This window comes from Rathayibacter rathayi (assembly GCF_004011095.1).
Classification (GTDB): Bacteria; Actinomycetota; Actinomycetes; order Actinomycetales; family Microbacteriaceae; genus Rathayibacter; species Rathayibacter rathayi.
Genome location: NZ_CP028129.1, coordinates 1,868,459 through 1,884,399, shown reverse-complemented (window position 1 = coordinate 1,884,399; position 15,941 = coordinate 1,868,459). Strand labels below are relative to the sequence as shown.

Genomic DNA, 15,941 nt, shown 5'->3' with positions numbered 1-15,941 from the left:
ACCGTGTGCGCCGTCGGCGGGCGCGACCCGAGACGAGGAAGAGCAGACCGATGAGCGCGCGCATTCTGGTGGTCGACGACGACGCCGCACTGGCCGAGATGATCGGCATCGTCCTGCGCGCGGACGGCTACGACGTCTCCTTCTGCGCCGACGGATCCGGCGCGCTCGAGGCCTTCCGTCGCGGCCGTCCCAACCTGGTGCTGCTCGACCTGATGCTCCCCGGTATCGACGGCATCGAGGTGTGCCGCGCGATCCGTGCCGAGTCCGGCGTCCCGGTCATCATGCTCACCGCCAAATCCGACACCTCCGATGTGGTGCAGGGCCTGGAGTCCGGCGCCGACGACTACATGGTCAAGCCGTTCGACCCCAAGGAGCTCGTCGCCCGCATCAAGACGCGCCTGCGCCCAGCCACCGCCGTCGCCAACGCGACACTGCAGGTCGGCGACCTGAGCCTGGACGTCGCCGGGCACGAGGTGCGACGCGGCGAGACGCGCATCGGCCTCACTCCGCTCGAGTTCGACCTCCTCCTCGCCCTCGCCTCGAAACCGCAGCAGGTCTTCACCCGCGAGATGCTGCTCGAGCAGGTCTGGGGCTACCACTACAAGGCCGACACCCGGCTGGTGAACGTGCATGTGCAGCGTCTGCGCGCGAAGGTCGAGAAGGATCCGGACGACCCGCACATCGTGATGACCGTCCGCGGAGTCGGCTACCGCGCCGGTGCCGTGCTCCCGAGCTGACCGTGCCCCGCTTCGCCGCTTCCGACGTGCGCCGCTGGCCCCGTCGCGTGCTCGGGGTGTGGCGAACCTCGCTGCAGTTCCGCGCCGTCGCCATCACCGTGCTCCTCAGCGGCATCGCGATCGGCTCCACCGGCGCCTATCTCTCGTACAGCATCAGCGACAACCTGTTCCAGTCGCGGCTAATCCAGGTGACGGGCGACACCGCGCGCGCGACCCGGGCGGCCCAGGGCTACCTCGACGCCGCCACCGTCTCCACCCGGCAGAACATGGAGGAGGTGATGAGTTCGGTGCGGACCGCCGTTCGCGATGCGTCCTCCTCCGCGCTGATCGCCGTCGTGCGCGCGCCCGACCAAGAAGCGTCCTCGCTCGCGCCGCAGGACATCTATAACCGCGAGTTGCAGAACGGCGTGATCAGCGACGCGCTGCGTGAACGGGTGCAAGTCGGCTCCGACGGTCAGTACTGGCAGTCGGTGACGCTCAACGCCTCCGGTCAGCAACGGCCGGGGATCCTGGTCGGCTCGACCCTCCAGCTGCCCGGCTCCGCCGGTCGCTACGAGCTGTACATCGGTTACTCCCTCGCGGACGCGGAGCGCACCCTGCAGTTCGTGCAGCAGGTGCTCAACGTGGCCGGGATCCTGCTCATCCTCCTGATCGGCGCGGTCAGTTGGGTGGTAGTGCGGATCGTCGTCGCACCGGTGCGCGTCGCAGCCGAGACGAGCCAGCGCCTCGCCGGCGGAGACTTCGACGTGCGGATCCCGGAGCGCGGCCAGGATGTGATCGCGACCCTCGCCCGCTCCTTCAACGGCATGGCCGACAGCCTCCAGGACCGGATCAGCGAACTGGCCACGCTGAGCCAGGTGCAGCAGCGCTTCGTCTCGGACGTCTCGCACGAGTTGCGCACTCCGCTGACGACAATGAAGCTCGCGGGCGATGTCCTCTACGACCAGCGCGAGGGCTTCGCGCCGGTTGCCGAGCGCACCGTCGAGTTGTTGCACAGCCAGATCGGCCGCTTCGAGAGCCTGCTGGCCGACCTGCTCGAGATCTCCCGGCACGACGCGGGCTCGGCCGAGCTGGAGCTCGAGCCGGTCAACCTGGTGAAGCTCGCGGGCGAGGAGATCGACGCGATGCGCGGGATCGCCGAGGCCAACGGCTCCCAGCTCACCCTCTCCGCTCCCGGCGGCTACTTCGATGCCGACCTCGACCCGCGCCGCATCCGCCGGATCGTTCGCAACCTGCTCGGCAACGCGATCGAGCACGGCGACGGCCGCGAGATCGTCGTCACTGTGGACAGTAACGCCAGCGCCGTCGCCCTGGCCGTCCGCGACTACGGCCACGGCATGAGCAGCGAGGAGGTGGTGCGCGTGTTCGACCGCTTCTGGCGCGCCGATCCGTCCCGCCGCCGCACCCTCGGCGGCACCGGGCTCGGTCTCTCGATCGCTCAGGAGGACACCGCGTTGCACCACGGCTGGTTGCAGGTCTGGTCGATGCCCGATCGAGGCGCCTGCTTCCGCCTCACCGTGCCCCGCCACCGCGGCGGACGGATCGAGGCCTCGCCGCTCCCGCTGCCCCCGGTCGATGCGGGCGAGCAGGCCTACAGCGGCCCGATCGTGCGCCCGCCGGTCCAGGCGCCGGTTCCCGCCGCGGGTGTGCTTCCGTGAAGCGCGGCGTTCTTCGCGCGGTCGCGGTGGCCGCGCTGCTGGCACTCGGGTTGGCCGGTTGCACGGGGATTCCGCGTGACGGTGCCGTGGGAGTGGGCCGGCCCGACACCGCCCCGCAGGATTTGCAGTACGACTTCCTCCCGTCGGGGCCCGCCGTCGGAGCGTCGCAGCGCGACATCCTCACCGGATTCATCGACGCCGCGTCAAGCCCGCAGAACAACTACAAGATCGCGCGCGAGTTCCTCTCCACTGGAGCCGACTGGACCCCGGGTGAGCATGTGACGGTCGACGAGGGCCAGCGCTCCGCCTCCCCGCAGTCGGGATCCACCCTCTCGCTGACCATCACTCCGGTCGCCGAGGTCGACGCGACCGGCGTGTACACCGACGTCGCCGCCACCGCTGCCCTCAGCCTGGACTATGGCTTCGTGCAGGAGAACGGGCAGTGGCGCATCAGCGCACCGCCGAGCGGTGTCGTCATCGACCGCACCACCTTCGAGCAGGTCTTCTCGACGCACGCCCTCTACTTCTTCGACCCGAGCTACCGGTACCTGGTGCCGGATCTGCGCTGGTTCGCCTCGCGCGCCGACAGCTCGACCAGCACCACGATCGTCACCGAACTCCTGCGCGGCCCGACGCCCTGGCTGCGCGACTCCGCCGCCGTTGTCTCGGCCTTCCCGACGGGGACGACTCTCGCGGCAGAGACGGTGCCGGTCGAGTCGCAGCGCGCGGTGATTGATCTGAATTCGGCCGCGCTTGAGGCCGATCAGACGCAGTGGCGGCTGATGGCGCTCCAGCTCAAGCGGAGCCTGGCGAAAGTCTCCAATGTCACCGCGGTCGCGCTCTCGGTCGAGCAGAATCCGATCGAGGTGCCCGCCGAGGTCACGGGGCTGCCGACCTCGCCCCGCGTCGACACCCGGCCGCTCGTGCTCACCGATGAAGCGTTCGGCTTCCTCGGCTCCTCCGGACTCGCCGGCCTCGGGGTTTCCGACCGGATCGAGGCGTTGCGGCCGCAGGCGGCGGTCCTGGGCGGGCAGCGCGGCGCCGACTCCGATGCGGCGGCCGCCGTCCTCACCTCCGCGGGCGTGAGCCTCATCGACTCGGGCGGGGGAGACATCCTGCTCGACGCCCGCTCGGGTCTCGTCGCGCCGACGATCGATCCGCTCGGCTACGTCTGGTCGGTGCCCGCCGCGTCGCCGGGGCAACTGGTGGCCTACTCCGCCGACGGCTCCCGATCTCTGCAGGTCGCGACGGCCTGGAGCGAGATCGAGTCGCTCGCCTCGATCACCGTGTCCCGGGACGGCACCCGGATGCTCGCGCTGGCGCAGGACGGCCAGCAGGCGACGGTCCTCGTGGCCGGGATCACCCGAGCGCGCGACGGTGATCCGATCGCGGTCGGCGAGCCGGTGGTCCTGCGCTCCACGCTCGGGACCGCGGTCGCCGCCGCCTGGACGGACGAGCTCGATGCCGTCTCGGTCGTGCGCGCCTCGACAGGGGAGGACGCCGTGACCATGAACCTGATCGGCGGAGGAGCGACCGCGCTCGGCACGACGACCGGTACCGTGCAGATCGCCGCGGGCAATGCCGCGACCCAGATCCGCATTCTGGCGGAGAGCGGCGAGCTGCGGCAGCAGCGCGGCTCAGCCTGGCAGACGATCGCGACCGAGATCCGCCTGCTCGCCGGGCAGACCGGCATGGGATCCTGATCGGTCCGGTTCCGGGTGCTCCGGGGGTCGGATGCTCCTCCACAGGCGCCGATGAGTGGCCGATCGTCCCGTTCGGGGAGCGTCGCGGCCCAAGGCGCCCCAGGAGCGGCGACTGTGGAGGCATGCTCACCGCGCACCTCCTCGACGCCCTCGCCGTCGTCCTCCCGCTCGACTGCCCCGCCTGCGGAGCCGCCACCAGCCGGGCGCCCTGCCCGGGCTGCTGCGCCGAGGTCGCTGGCGCCGGGTGCGTGCGGATGCGCGTGATCGGGCCGCAGGAGGATCCGCTCCTGGTCGCCGTCGGCGCTCCTTACGCCGGGACGGTGCGCCGTCTCGTCGTCGCGCTCAAGGAGGAGGGACGCACCGCGGCCCTCGCTCCGCTCGGCGCCCTCCTGCGCCCGGCGCTCGGGGCGGCGCTCGCCGGAAGTGCCGCCGCGCTGGTCGTACCGCCCGGATCGTGGGCGGCTCGAGTGCGGCGCGGGGCCGACCCCGTCGCGCTGCTCGTCGCCGCGGCGGGTGGGCGCGCCGTGCATCCGCTGCGGCGGTCCCGGGTGCTCCGGGACCAGGTCGGTCTCGGTCGCGTCGAACGCCACGGCAACCTCGACGGCGCCTTCCTCGCCCGCCGGCCGCTCTCCTCCTGGCCGCCGGTCGTGCTCGTGGACGACGTGGTCACCTCCGGAGCGACCCTGCTCGAGCTGCGGCGCGCCGTTCGCGCGGCGGGTGGCACGGTCCGGTCGGCGGCCGCACTGGCCGGGACAGCATCACGGGCGGGTGACCTACCAGCAGAATCCGGAGGAACTCCCGATGACGATCAGGTGACCTGGGTCTACGGTGGGGGCACGGCGTGAACGGTCCGCCCCGGAGAAAGGCGGCACGCCGTACTCGACTGGGAGGTTGTCATGGACATCGACATCACAGGACGCAACATCGACATCACCGATCGCTTCCGCGCGTACGCGACGGAGAAGTCGGACAAGGTGGCGCACCTCGCCGATCGTGCTCTCGCGCTCGAGATCAAGGCGAGCAGGCACGCCGAGGGCAAGGGCTCGGCCGGCGGCGACCGGGTGGAGCTCACGCTGATCGGCAAGGGGCCCGTGGTGCGGGCCGAGGCCAGCGGTGCCGACAAGTACGCGGCGTTCGACGTCGCCATCGGGCGGCTCCTGGAACGCGTGCGACGAGCCAAGGACCGCAAGAAGGTCCATCGCGGCCAGCATCGGCCGACCTCGCTCCGCGATGCGGCCGCCGACGACTTCAGCGTCGTCGCCATCCAGCCCGCCGACGCCGCGGTGCTGGAGCAGCTGAGCACGGGTGCCGGCCCCGTGCAGGAGGCGCCGGAGCCCGCGCAGGACGAGGCCGAGGAGCCGTACTGCCCCGTTGTGATTCGCAAGAAGGTCTTCGCCTCCGTCTCGATGAGCGTCGACGACGCCGTCGACTACATGGAGCTGGTCGGTCACGACTTCTACCTCTTCATCGACTCCGACACCAACCGCCCGAGCGTGGTCTATCGGCGCAAGGGCTGGGACTACGGCGTGATCGGCCTCGGCGACGAGGCCGACGAGCTAGCCGAGCAAGCCGCCGGCTGAGAGCCGCCCCGGGCCCCGGAGCGGATGCTCCGGGGCCCGGGGCGTGCCCAGACGGGGAGTCGTCCTCGTGCCCCGGCAGGGAGTCCGCCCAGGGCGGACACGTCGTCCGGACCGTGCGCCGTCCGCCCCGGCTAGGCTGGTCGCGGTCCGCGCTCCGGCGTGCGACACCTGTCTTCTATTTTTTTGGAGTACCCCGTGGCCTCTGTCCTCGAAAAGGTCCTTCGCGTCGGGGAGGGGCGGGTCATCCGCCGCCTCGAGAACTACGCAAAGGCCGTCAACGCCCTCGAAGAGGATTTCACGCACCTCAGCGACGAGGAGCTGAAGAGCGAGACTGGTGAACTGCGCGAGCGCTACTCGAACGGCGAATCCCTCGACGACCTGCTACCGGAGGCCTTCGCCGCCGTCCGCGAGGCCTCGCGCCGGACGCTGGGCCTGCGCCACTTCGACGTGCAACTCATGGGCGGCGCCGCCCTGCACCTGGGCAACATCGCCGAGATGAAGACCGGAGAGGGTAAGACCCTCGTCGCGACCCTTCCGGCCTACCTCAACGCGATCGCCAGCCGCGGTGTGCACATCGTCACGGTCAATGACTTCCTCGCCTCCTATCAGTCGGAGCTGATGGGCCGCGTCTTCCGTGCTCTCGGCATGACGACCGGCGTGATCCTCTCCGGTCAGACTCCGGAGCAGCGCCGCGAGCAGTACGCGGCCGACATCACCTACGGCACGAACAACGAGTTCGGCTTCGATTACCTCCGCGACAATATGGCGTGGCAGGCGCAGGACATGGTGCAGCGCGGCCACTTCTACGCCATCGTCGACGAGGTCGACTCGATCCTCATCGACGAGGCCCGCACGCCGCTGATCATCTCCGGTCCCGCTTCGGGCGAGGCCAACCGCTGGTTCGCCGAGTTCGCCACCCTCGCCAAGCGCCTCGACGAGGGCGAAGATTTCGAGGTCGACGAGAAGAAGCGCACCGTCGGCGTCCTCGAGCCAGGGATCGAAAAGGTCGAGGACTACCTCGGCATCGACAATCTCTACGAGTCGGCGAATACTCCGCTGATCTCCTTTCTCAACAACGCCATCAAGGCGCGCGCGCTGTTCAAGAAAGACAAGGACTACGTCGTGCTCAACGGCGAGGTGCTGATCGTCGATGAGCACACCGGGCGCATCCTCGCCGGCCGGCGCTACAACGAGGGCATCCATCAGGCGATCGAGGCGAAGGAGGGCGTGCAGGTCAAGGCCGAGAACCAGACTTTGGCGACCGTCACGCTGCAGAACTACTTCCGCCTCTACTCCAAGCTCTCCGGCATGACCGGAACGGCCGAGACCGAGGCCGCCGAGTTCATGTCGACCTACAAGCTCGGTGTGGTCCCGATCCCGACCAACCGCAAGATGCAGCGCATCGACAACGCCGACCTGGTCTACAAGAACGAGCAGGTCAAGTTCGCGCAGGTCGTGGAAGACATCGCGGAGCGTCACGCGGCCGGGCAGCCAGTGCTCGTCGGCACGACCAGCGTCGAGAAGAGCGAGTACCTCTCGCGCCTGCTCGCCAAGAAGGGCGTCCGCCACGAGGTGCTCAACGCCAAGAACCATGCGCGGGAGGCGGCCATCGTCGCGCAGGCCGGGCGCCTGGGCGCCGTCACCGTCGCCACCAACATGGCCGGTCGCGGCACCGACATCATGCTCGGCGGCAACGCGGAGTTCCTCGCGGTCGCCGAGATGACGGCCAAGGGCCTGAACCCGTCCGAGACCCCGGAGGAGTACGAGGCCGCCTGGGACGACGTCTTCGCCGCGGTCAAGGCGAAGGTCGGCGAGGAGGCCGAGAAGGTGCAGGCCGCCGGTGGCCTCTACGTGCTCGGCACCGAGCGCCACGAGTCGCGCCGCATCGACAACCAGTTGCGTGGACGCTCCGGTCGCCAGGGCGACCCGGGTGAGAGCCGTTTCTACCTCTCGCTCACCGACGACCTGATGCGCCTGTTCAACTCCGGCGCGGCCGAGGCGCTGATGGGTCGGAGCACGATCCCGGACGACATCGCGATCGAGTCGAAGGTCGTCTCGCGCGCCATCCGCAGCGCGCAGTCGCAGGTGGAGGCGCGCAACGCCGAGATCCGCAAGAACGTCCTCAAATATGACGACGTCCTCAATCGCCAGCGCGAAGCGATCTACTCGGACCGCAGGCACATCCTCGAGGGCGACGATCTGCACGAGCGCACCCAGACGTTCCTGGTCGACGTGATCGACGAGATCCTCGAGGTGCACACCGGAGACGGCAACGGCGACGATTGGGACTTCGACGCCCTCTGGACCGAGCTGAAGACGCTCTATCCGGTCAGCCTGACTATCGACGAGGTGGTGCAGGAGGCGGGTAGCCGTGGCCGCATCAACAAGGAGTTCATGCGCCGCGAGATCCTCTCGGACGCGAAGCTGGCCTATCAGGGTCGCGAGGATCAGCTGGGTTCGCTAGCCATGCGTGAGCTCGAGCGCCGCGTCGTCCTCTCGGTGATCGACCGCCGCTGGCGCGATCACCTCTACGAGATGGACTACCTCAAGGACGGCATCGGCCTGCGCGCGATGGCGCAGCGCGATCCGCTGGTCGAGTACCAGCGCGAGGGATTCGCCCTGTTCCAGCAGATGATGGGGCAGATCCGCGAGGAGACCGTCGGCTTCCTCTTCAACCTCGAGGTCGAGGTGACGCAGCAGCAGGGCGAGGTCGCCGAGGTCGCCGCCAAGGGCCTCGCGCAGCCGGTCGCTCCGGCCGAGAAGCTCAGCTACTCGGCTCCGAGCGACTCCGGCGGGGTCGAGGTCCGCAACCAGCGCGGTCAGGTGCAGCAGGCGGCGACCGCCAAGGCCCGGGCGGAGGAGGCCCGCAAGGCGCTCCCCGAGGGCCAGGCGGAGGACACCCCGACGGCGACCGGTGCGTTCGGCCAGAAGACGGGCGGCTCGGAGGCGACACCGACCAACCGTGAGGAGCGCCGAGCGCAGTCCAAGCGCCGCTGAGTCCTCCCGGACGATGTCCGACGGCCCCGGTCCCGCAGCATGGGGAACCGGGGCCGTCGGCGTTCAGCGGCAGAGGGGCGCTGGGCCGGGTACCCCCGCCGTCAACGCCGCCGCCGTCGAGTGGCCCGCGAGCGCGGCCAACCCTGGGCGGAGGAACGGGAGGCGCCGCGACGTCGACGAGGCCCGCCCCTCTCCGCTGGGCCGCGAGGTGGGCGAAGGGCCGCGCGGCGCTCCCCGAGGACGGCCTCGTCCCGGATCGAGGACGTGGACGATTCCGGTGTCGAGGAGGACGACTCCCCGCTCCGCGGTCGGCGGCAGGTCGCGGCGGGAGGCGCTCCGTGACCGGGGCGTCGAGATCGTCCTGCCGGCCGCCAAAAACCGATACCGCTGACCCGCTGGTCAGAGAACGTTGATCGCGGTCGCCCGCCAGCGCGCATCCGTGCCCTCGAGCCGGATCGCGACCGCTCGCGTTCGGGCGCGGTTGTGCACTAGGACGACGCCCTCGACGACACCGTCACGCGGCTCCGTGATCACCACCCGGCCGACCGTGAACGGGACCCGCTGCCCCGTCCGCTTGCGGAGGGCGCGCGAGCGGGCGGAGAGCACGACCCGCTTCTGCAGATGGTGGTAGACCTCGTCGCTCAGCCATCGGGCGATCTGGTCGATCTCGCGTGAGCCCTCGAGGATCTCGACGACCAGGAGGGTGAGGCGCGCGAGCACAGGACCCGGATCGGGCAGTTGCGCCCGGGTCGCCGGCTGCGGGGCGAAGAACTCCGCTGTGCTCGGCGTCTCGTCCTTCGGCTGGGGCTCGACGGGCAGGGAGCGGTAGTCGAAGGCGTGGAGGGGAAGGCTCATGCGGCGATCTCCAGGGGCAGAACGAGCTGTTCACGGGTCCGGGTCACCTCTCGGCTCGATGGGGCGGAGCGCGCCGCGGACAGCGCGCAGGGACGCCCTCATCGAAGCAGTCGAGGGAAGCTCATAGCGCGTCGCTGGCGAGACTGTGGATAACCCGGCGCATCCGGCGACAGTGCGGTCCTCCCGCGGTGTCGACGCACCGAGCGCGCCCTAGGCTTGACCGGTGTCGACCCTCAGTGACCTCGTCCTCTCCCACGGCCGATCCGACGAAGCAGATGTCGAATGGCTGCACCTGCTGGTCGGCGACCTGCAGCTGCTCGCCGACCTGGCCTTCGCCGACATTGTCCTCTGGGTGCCCACCGCCGACGACAGCTTCGTCGCGGTCGCGCACGCTCGTCCCTCCAGCGCGGCGACGCTGTTCTACCGCGACTTCGTCGGACAGCGGATCAAGTCGGAGTGGCGGGCTCAGGTCGTCGAGGCCTTCGAGACGGCCCGTATCGTCGACACCTCCGCCCCGGACTGGTTCGAGGAGACGCCCACGCGCGTGCGCGCCGTCCCCGTCCTGCGCCGGCTTAGCTCCTCCGACAGCGGCACCACGGACCAGCCGATCGCCGTCGTCACCCGTCACACCAACCTGAGCGAGACGCGCACTCCGAGCCGTCAGGAGCTCACATTCAACGATTGCGCGAACGATCTGTTCTCGATGATCGCCTCGGGGGATTTCCCCGACCTCGGGGCGCCGACCGGCCCGCGGCGCGGCGCCCCGCGAGCGTCGGACGGACTGATCCGCCTGGACGTCGACGGCATCACCACCTTCGCGAGCCCCAACGCCCTCTCGGCGTTCAACCGCATTGGGTTCGCCGACGAACTCGAGGGGGAGTCGCTCGCCGAGGTCACCACGACACTGATCGCGGGCAAGGTCGTCATTGACGAGTCCCTGCCGCTAGTCGTCACCGGGCGTGCGCCGTGGCGCACCGACATCGAGGCCCGCGGAGTGACGGTCTCGCTACGCGCGATCCCCATCCGCGACCGCGGCGAGCGGGTCGGCGCCGTTGTGCTCTGCCGCGACGTCACCGAGCTGCGCCACCAGGAGCGGGAGCTCATCACCAAAGACGCGACGATCCGGGAGATCCATCACCGCGTCAAGAACAACCTGCAGACCGTCGCGTCGCTGCTGCGGATCCAGGCACGGCGCACCCACTCCGATCTGGCCCGTGAGGCGCTCACGCAGGCGATGCGGCGCGTCGCCGCCATCGCGGTCGTGCACGACACCCTCTCGGAGGGACTGAACCAGAATGTCGACTTCGATGCGGTCTTCGACCGGGTGCTGCTGCTGATCGCCGAGGTCGCCTCGACCCACAACACCACGGTGCACCCCAAGCTCACGGGCAGTTTCGGCAACCTGCCCAGCGAGTACGCGACTCCGCTGGCGCTTGCCCTGACCGAGCTGGTCACCAACGCCGTCGAACACGGCCTCGCCGGTCGCGAGGGCGACGTCGAGATCGTGGCTTCCCGCAGCGACGACGAGCTGACGGTGAAGGTTCGCGACACCGGCGTCGGGCTGCCCGAGGGCAAGGTCGGCTCGGGACTGGGCACGCAGATCGTGCGCACGCTGATCCAGGGCGAGCTCGGCGGCACCATCGACTGGCACACGCTGGTCGGGCGCGGCACCGAGGTCACCATCGAGGTGCCGCTGCGCTGGCTGGAGCGCGCCCGCTCCTGAGCCCGGAAACGACGAGACCCCCGCTGCCGTGAGGCGACGGGGGTCGTGGTCGTCCGGACGAGAGCGGCCGGTGCGCGTCTAGGAGGCGCGGCGGGCGCGGGCGGCGCGGCGCTTGAGGGCGCGGCGCTCGTCCTCGCTGAGACCGCCCCACACGCCGGAGTCCTGGCCGGTTTCGAGGGCGTACTGGAGGCAGACCTCGGTGACGGTGCAGCGGCCGCACACCGACTTCGCCTTCTCGATCTGGTCGACGGCGGGGCCGGTGTTGCCGACCGGGAAGAAAAGCTCGGGGTCTGCGGTGAGGCAAGCGGCCTTGTCGCGCCAGTCCATGCGGGTGCTCCTTGTGTGACGGCGTGCGTGGAGGAACCACGCAGTGTTCGGGTGGGATGATCGATCCACGCCGACGATCCTGACCAGTACTCGATCTCCGCGCCGTCACCGGTGCACGCCGCGAGGCTCCGCGCTAGAGCGCAGGGAGGATCGGGTGGTGGTCGGGACGACGCTCGGTTCTTGCCGGTGCACTCGGTGCGATGCGGGAGCACTGCGCCGGCCACCCGACTCCAGTGCTGGTCATCCGGTTCGCCCCCACGCCTGACGGCGCGGCGGGATCGGATGTTCACATCGGCGGAAACCCACGACCCTGTGAGCGGTGAAACGAACTGGACTAGCCTGTCACGGGGATGAGCCCGAATCAAGAGTCCTGGATGGGATGTGGCTGTGACCGTTGACGTGAACCGGTCCCGCGAGCCCCGCTCGAGTGGCTCCCGACCGCTTGGTCTACTCGTGCTGATCGCGGTCCTGGCCCTCGAGACCCTCGCCGTCGCCGCGATCGCGATCTGGTTGATCCTGGAGCTGCTGACGACCCAGGCCGACACGCTCGGCGGTGGGATCGCCATCGTCGTTCTCGCGCTGATCGCGGTCGGCTGGGCCGCCGCGACGACGCTCGGTGCCGTCCGCCGCCGCCACTGGATGCGCGCCTCCGCCCTGACGATGCAGCTGGTGCTGATGGCCGTCGCGCTCGGGGCGTTCCAGGGCCAGTACGCGGTGCCCGACATCGGCTGGGCCCTCCTGGCGCCGGCCGTGGTGGCCGTCGTCGCACTGTTCCTCCCGAGTGTCGTCGCCCTCACCCGCCGGGATTCCGGCGCCTAGCTGGAGCGGCTGGCGCGCCACCGCTCGCGGGTGCGAGGCTGGAGGGACCCCTCCTGGACACGGAAGCGACGCGCATGGATTCCACCCGACTCGGCTCCAGCGGCCTGCAGGTCTCCTCGATCGTCCTCGGCTGCATGAGCGTCGGTGCGCCCGATCGCGGCGCGCATGGCTGGAGTATGAGCGAGGAGGAGTCGCGACCATTCCTGCGGCGGGCGCTCGACGTGGGCATCACCACCTTCGACACGGCAGACGTCTACTCAGACGGCACGAGCGAGGAGTTCGTCGGCCGGGCCCTCGCCGATTTCGCCGTCCGCGAGGAGGTCGTGATCGCGACCAAGGTGCACGGGCGGATGCGTCCCGGCCCCAACGGCGGCGGGCTCTCCCGGCGTCACCTCCTCAGCGCGATCGACGACAGCCTGCGTCGGCTCGGCACCGACTACGTCGACCTGTATCAGATCCACCGCTGGGACCCCGAGACGCCGATCGAGGAGACGATGCAGACGCTCCACGACGTCGTCCGCTCCGGCAAGGCGCGCTACATCGGCGCATCGAGCATGTGGGCCTGGCAGTTCGCGAAGGCGCAGTACACAGCCGATCTCGGCGGCTGGACGCGGTTCGTTTCGATGCAGGACCAGTACAACCTCATCCAGCGCGAGGACGAGCGCGAGCTGCACCCGTTCTGCCTGGATCAGGGAGTGGGTGTGATCCCGTGGTCCCCGCTCGCCCGCGGCCGCTTGACCCGCGACTGGGGCGCAACCACGGTGCGCACCGAGACCGACGTCTTCGGCGGCACCCTCTACCGCCAGCAGGAGGAGGCCGATCGCCGGACCGCGGCGGCCGTGGCGCGCATCGCTGAGGAGCGCGGCGTCTCGCGCGCGCAGGTCGCGCTGGCCTGGGTACGGCAGCAGGAGGCGGTCACCGCGCCGATCGTGGGCGCCACCAGGCTCCGGCATCTCGATGATGCTGTCGCCTCCCTCGATCTGGAGCTGAGCGCGGCCGAGTTGGCTGCGCTGGGGACCGACTACTTGCCGCGCGCCAACGAGGGCTTCTGATCCGGCGTCCTCCGACGCGCCAGCGCTGACCCGAGCGGGAGATCCCCGCTACGCTTCCCCTCGAAGATGATGGAAGCTCGGATCAGGGGGACGGAATGACGGCGAGTCCCGGCGCGGCCCTGGGTGCGCGCTACCGGCTGCTCGAGCGGATCGGCTCGGGCGCCGCGGGTGAGGTGTGGCGTGTCGGCGACGCTCAAGGCCCCGATCTCGCCGCGAAGCTGCTCCGTCGCGAGCACGCACACGATGCGGGGCTGGTCGAGCGGTTCGTGCGCGAGCGCTCGGTGCTCACCCGGCTGCGGCATCCGCACGTTGTGGAGGTCCGCGATCTGGTGGTCGAGGGCGAGACGCTCGCGATCGTGATGGAGCTCGTCGGTGGCGGTTCGCTGCGAGAGCTGCTGCGGGTCGAGGGGCCGCTCCCCGCGGGCCGCGCTCTGCCGGCGGCCGCCTCGATCCTGGACGGGCTCGCGGCGGCCCACGCGATCGGCACGGTCCATCGCGATGTGAAGCCCGACAACGTGCTGCTAGCCGAGGGGGCGGCGGATCTCGGGTCCGCCGTCCGCGTGTCCGACTTCGGCATTGCCCATGTCGTCGCCGAGGGGCCGAGAGCGACGACGGGCATTATCGGAACGCCCGAGTACCTGTCGCCCGAGATGCTTGCGACCGGCGAGGCCGGACCACCCAGCGACGTCTACTCGACCGGCGTGCTGCTCTACGAGCTGCTCTGCGGCCGCACCCCCTTCGCCGGCCTCGGCACCGACTTCGCGGTCGCGTACCGGCACGTCTCGACGCTCCCGCCCCCGCTGGACCTACCGCCCCGGCTGGCGTCGCTGCTCGACCGGATGCTCGCGAAGGATCCGCTGTCACGGCCGACGGCTCCTGAGGCGGCGGGAATCCTCCGCTCCCTCGCGCCAGAGCTGGCCGGGCTGCCCGCGCTGCCGGTCGCGTCGGGTGTGCCGGTGTTCGAGGAGGCGGATCGACCGGGCACGGTCCTGCGCGGGGTCGCGGTGGCGACGCAGCCGGAGCCGACCGACGAGGGGCCGGCGCCCGAACTCGGTCCGTCATCGCAGGCGACCGTGCTCCGCTCTGTGCCTCGTCGGGAACTGCGAGCGTCGGAGCGGCCCACAGTCGCGGCTCCGGTGCGGCGGCGTGGCGGTCTTCGGATGATCCTCGCGGCCGCCGGCGCCGTCGTCCTGCTCGTCGCAGCGGTGGTCATCGCCGTCCAGCCGCGCGGTGGGGACGCGCAGGCACCCGCTTCGGACGCCGCGCTGTCGGCTCGGCAGCAGGACCGGCCGCTGCCTACGGGCCTGGGCGTGACGCGGTCGGCCGCCTGGGACGCGACGCGGCGGTCCGTGGTCGTCGAGATCACCTACTCCGCGCAGAGCGCGCCTCTTTCTGGTGCTCTTCTGGAGGTGCTGCCGGGCCTGGACGCCGCGGACGGCTGCCCCGCCGTCACCTGGTCCGGCGCGACGGCCGTCCGCAATCAGCCGAGTGTCACCGGAGTCGGGGCCCGCTGCGGCTGGAGCCTGACGGATGTGGAGGTCGCGGCGCAGGGGAGCGTCGAGGTGACGGCGGTCGTGCCGCTCGCCGTGACCGAGCAGGGCGCCCTCGACGCGTGGCTCTCCGGGGCCGCGTCCGTCACGACGCAGGCCATCTCCGATTCCGCCGTGGCCGGAACGGCGTACCCGGTGCAGCGCCTGCGTGGCGTGCGGATCGAGACGCCCGCTCGGACGGTGAGCCAGACGCCGCTGCCGGTGACGCTGGTGCCGGTCTGGCCCAGCGGAGCGGACCCCGTGAATCCGCTGCTCGTCACCCCGTCGTCCGGGCCGGCGACGAGCATGCTCGACGCGATCGCCGGGGAGTAGGCGGGGTGCGCTTCAGCGACGGCTGCGGAGGCGCGGTCGCCGTGTCCTCCGACGGGCTGACCGTGACCGCCCTGTCGGTGACCCCGTCCTGCGAGTTGCGGGCCCGCGTGGGCGCGTTCTCGGACCTCGCGAGTAGCCCTTTCGCGATCACCACCCGCGACTGAGGCGACGTCTTGCGCCAGAGAGGCTGAACGGACGCCGCCAGCGCCCTTCGCTGGTCGCAACGTTCTACGATGACGAGGCATCCTCACAACACCGAAGTGGAGTGGGGAGCGGGCGGGACAGTCCCGTTCGCAGTGGAAGAAGGGTGTGGTCCATGTCACGTGTTCTCTCGACCGAAGAGGCGAAGTCGGCGATCCAGCAGATCCAGTCGATCGTCAACGGCGGTCTGACCGATCAGATCAGCCAGCTCGACGCGCAGGGGCGGACGCTGTCCGACCCGAACGTCTGGGACGGCCCGCTGGCGTCGCAGTTCCGGTCCTCCACCTGGCCGGAGACGAAGTCGGCCCTCGAGAAGGCCAAGCAGGAACTCGAAGAGCTGCGCAGCCAGCTGGCGACGATCTCGCAGAACATCTTCGCCGCCGGCGGCGGGAGCTGACCGGCCGTCCCGCCCCCGCGCGCTCCGGTG

General features: G+C 70.5%; 14 protein-coding genes. 12 read left to right on the top strand and 2 right to left on the bottom strand.

Annotated elements, in window-relative coordinates:
* Positions 1–50: 50 nt before the first annotated feature.
* The 6 genes from mtrA to secA all read left to right on the top strand — a co-directional run bounded on the left by mtrA (position 51) and on the right by secA (position 8,675).
* On the top strand, positions 51–737 hold the full coding sequence (gene mtrA / locus C1O28_RS09100) for an MtrAB system response regulator MtrA (RefSeq protein ID WP_097165527.1): 687 nt from the start codon (positions 51–53) through the stop codon (positions 735–737).
* A 2-nt stretch (positions 738–739) separates the two neighbouring features.
* The gene (gene mtrB / locus C1O28_RS09095; RefSeq protein WP_243392001.1) at positions 740–2,395 is read left to right on the top strand and encodes an MtrAB system histidine kinase MtrB; all 1,656 of its coding nucleotides are present in this window, start codon (positions 740–742) and stop codon (positions 2,393–2,395) included.
* Positions 2,392–4,098, top strand: a complete 1,707-nt coding sequence (locus C1O28_RS09090) for an LpqB family beta-propeller domain-containing protein (RefSeq protein WP_097165528.1) — start codon at positions 2,392–2,394, stop codon at positions 4,096–4,098. The genes mtrB and C1O28_RS09090 overlap by 4 nt, the downstream gene beginning before the upstream one ends.
* A gap of 122 nt (positions 4,099–4,220) precedes the next feature.
* The gene (locus tag C1O28_RS09085) at positions 4,221–4,943 is read left to right on the top strand and encodes a ComF family protein (protein ID WP_097165529.1); all 723 of its coding nucleotides are present in this window, start codon (positions 4,221–4,223) and stop codon (positions 4,941–4,943) included.
* A 51-nt stretch (positions 4,944–4,994) separates the two neighbouring features.
* Entirely contained in the window at positions 4,995–5,678 is a 684-nt protein-coding gene (hpf, locus tag C1O28_RS09080) for a ribosome hibernation-promoting factor, HPF/YfiA family (RefSeq protein WP_097165530.1), read from the top strand.
* Positions 5,679–5,873: 195 nt separating this feature from the next.
* Positions 5,874–8,675: a preprotein translocase subunit SecA gene (gene secA / locus C1O28_RS09075; RefSeq protein WP_097165531.1), complete on the top strand. Its 2,802-nt coding sequence runs from the start codon at positions 5,874–5,876 to the stop codon at positions 8,673–8,675.
* 399 nt (positions 8,676–9,074) lie between these two features.
* On the opposite strand, the gene C1O28_RS09070 is transcribed toward secA, so the two are convergent.
* On the bottom strand, positions 9,075–9,530 hold the full coding sequence (locus C1O28_RS09070; protein WP_219812734.1) for an Rv3235 family protein: 456 nt from the start codon (positions 9,528–9,530) through the stop codon (positions 9,075–9,077).
* Positions 9,531–9,753: 223 nt separating this feature from the next.
* Between C1O28_RS09070 and C1O28_RS09065 the strand changes: the two genes are divergently transcribed.
* A complete protein-coding gene (locus C1O28_RS09065; RefSeq protein ID WP_097165532.1) occupies positions 9,754–11,253 on the top strand; it encodes a sensor histidine kinase in 1,500 nt (499 codons plus the stop codon).
* 78 nt (positions 11,254–11,331) lie between these two features.
* On the opposite strand, the gene C1O28_RS09060 is transcribed toward C1O28_RS09065, so the two are convergent.
* Positions 11,332–11,580 (bottom strand): WhiB family transcriptional regulator, encoded by a 249-nt coding sequence (locus C1O28_RS09060; RefSeq protein WP_068254363.1) that lies wholly within the window; start codon positions 11,578–11,580, stop codon positions 11,332–11,334.
* 387 nt (positions 11,581–11,967) lie between these two features.
* On the opposite strand from C1O28_RS09060, the gene C1O28_RS09055 reads away from it, so the two are divergent.
* The 5 genes from C1O28_RS09055 (at position 11,968) to C1O28_RS09040 (ending at position 15,911) form a co-directional block, all read left to right on the top strand.
* Positions 11,968–12,399: a hypothetical protein gene (locus tag C1O28_RS09055; protein ID WP_097165688.1), complete on the top strand. Its 432-nt coding sequence runs from the start codon at positions 11,968–11,970 to the stop codon at positions 12,397–12,399.
* 74 nt (positions 12,400–12,473) lie between these two features.
* On the top strand, positions 12,474–13,451 hold the full coding sequence (locus C1O28_RS09050) for an aldo/keto reductase (protein WP_097165533.1): 978 nt from the start codon (positions 12,474–12,476) through the stop codon (positions 13,449–13,451).
* A 95-nt stretch (positions 13,452–13,546) separates the two neighbouring features.
* On the top strand, positions 13,547–15,313 hold the full coding sequence (locus tag C1O28_RS09045) for a serine/threonine-protein kinase (RefSeq protein WP_244210517.1): 1,767 nt from the start codon (positions 13,547–13,549) through the stop codon (positions 15,311–15,313).
* 5 nt (positions 15,314–15,318) lie between these two features.
* The gene (locus tag C1O28_RS15670; protein WP_244210516.1) at positions 15,319–15,477 is read left to right on the top strand and encodes a hypothetical protein; all 159 of its coding nucleotides are present in this window, start codon (positions 15,319–15,321) and stop codon (positions 15,475–15,477) included.
* A gap of 152 nt (positions 15,478–15,629) precedes the next feature.
* Positions 15,630–15,911 (top strand): pyrophosphorylase, encoded by a 282-nt coding sequence (locus tag C1O28_RS09040; protein ID WP_068212091.1) that lies wholly within the window; start codon positions 15,630–15,632, stop codon positions 15,909–15,911.
* Positions 15,912–15,941 lie beyond the last annotated feature (30 nt).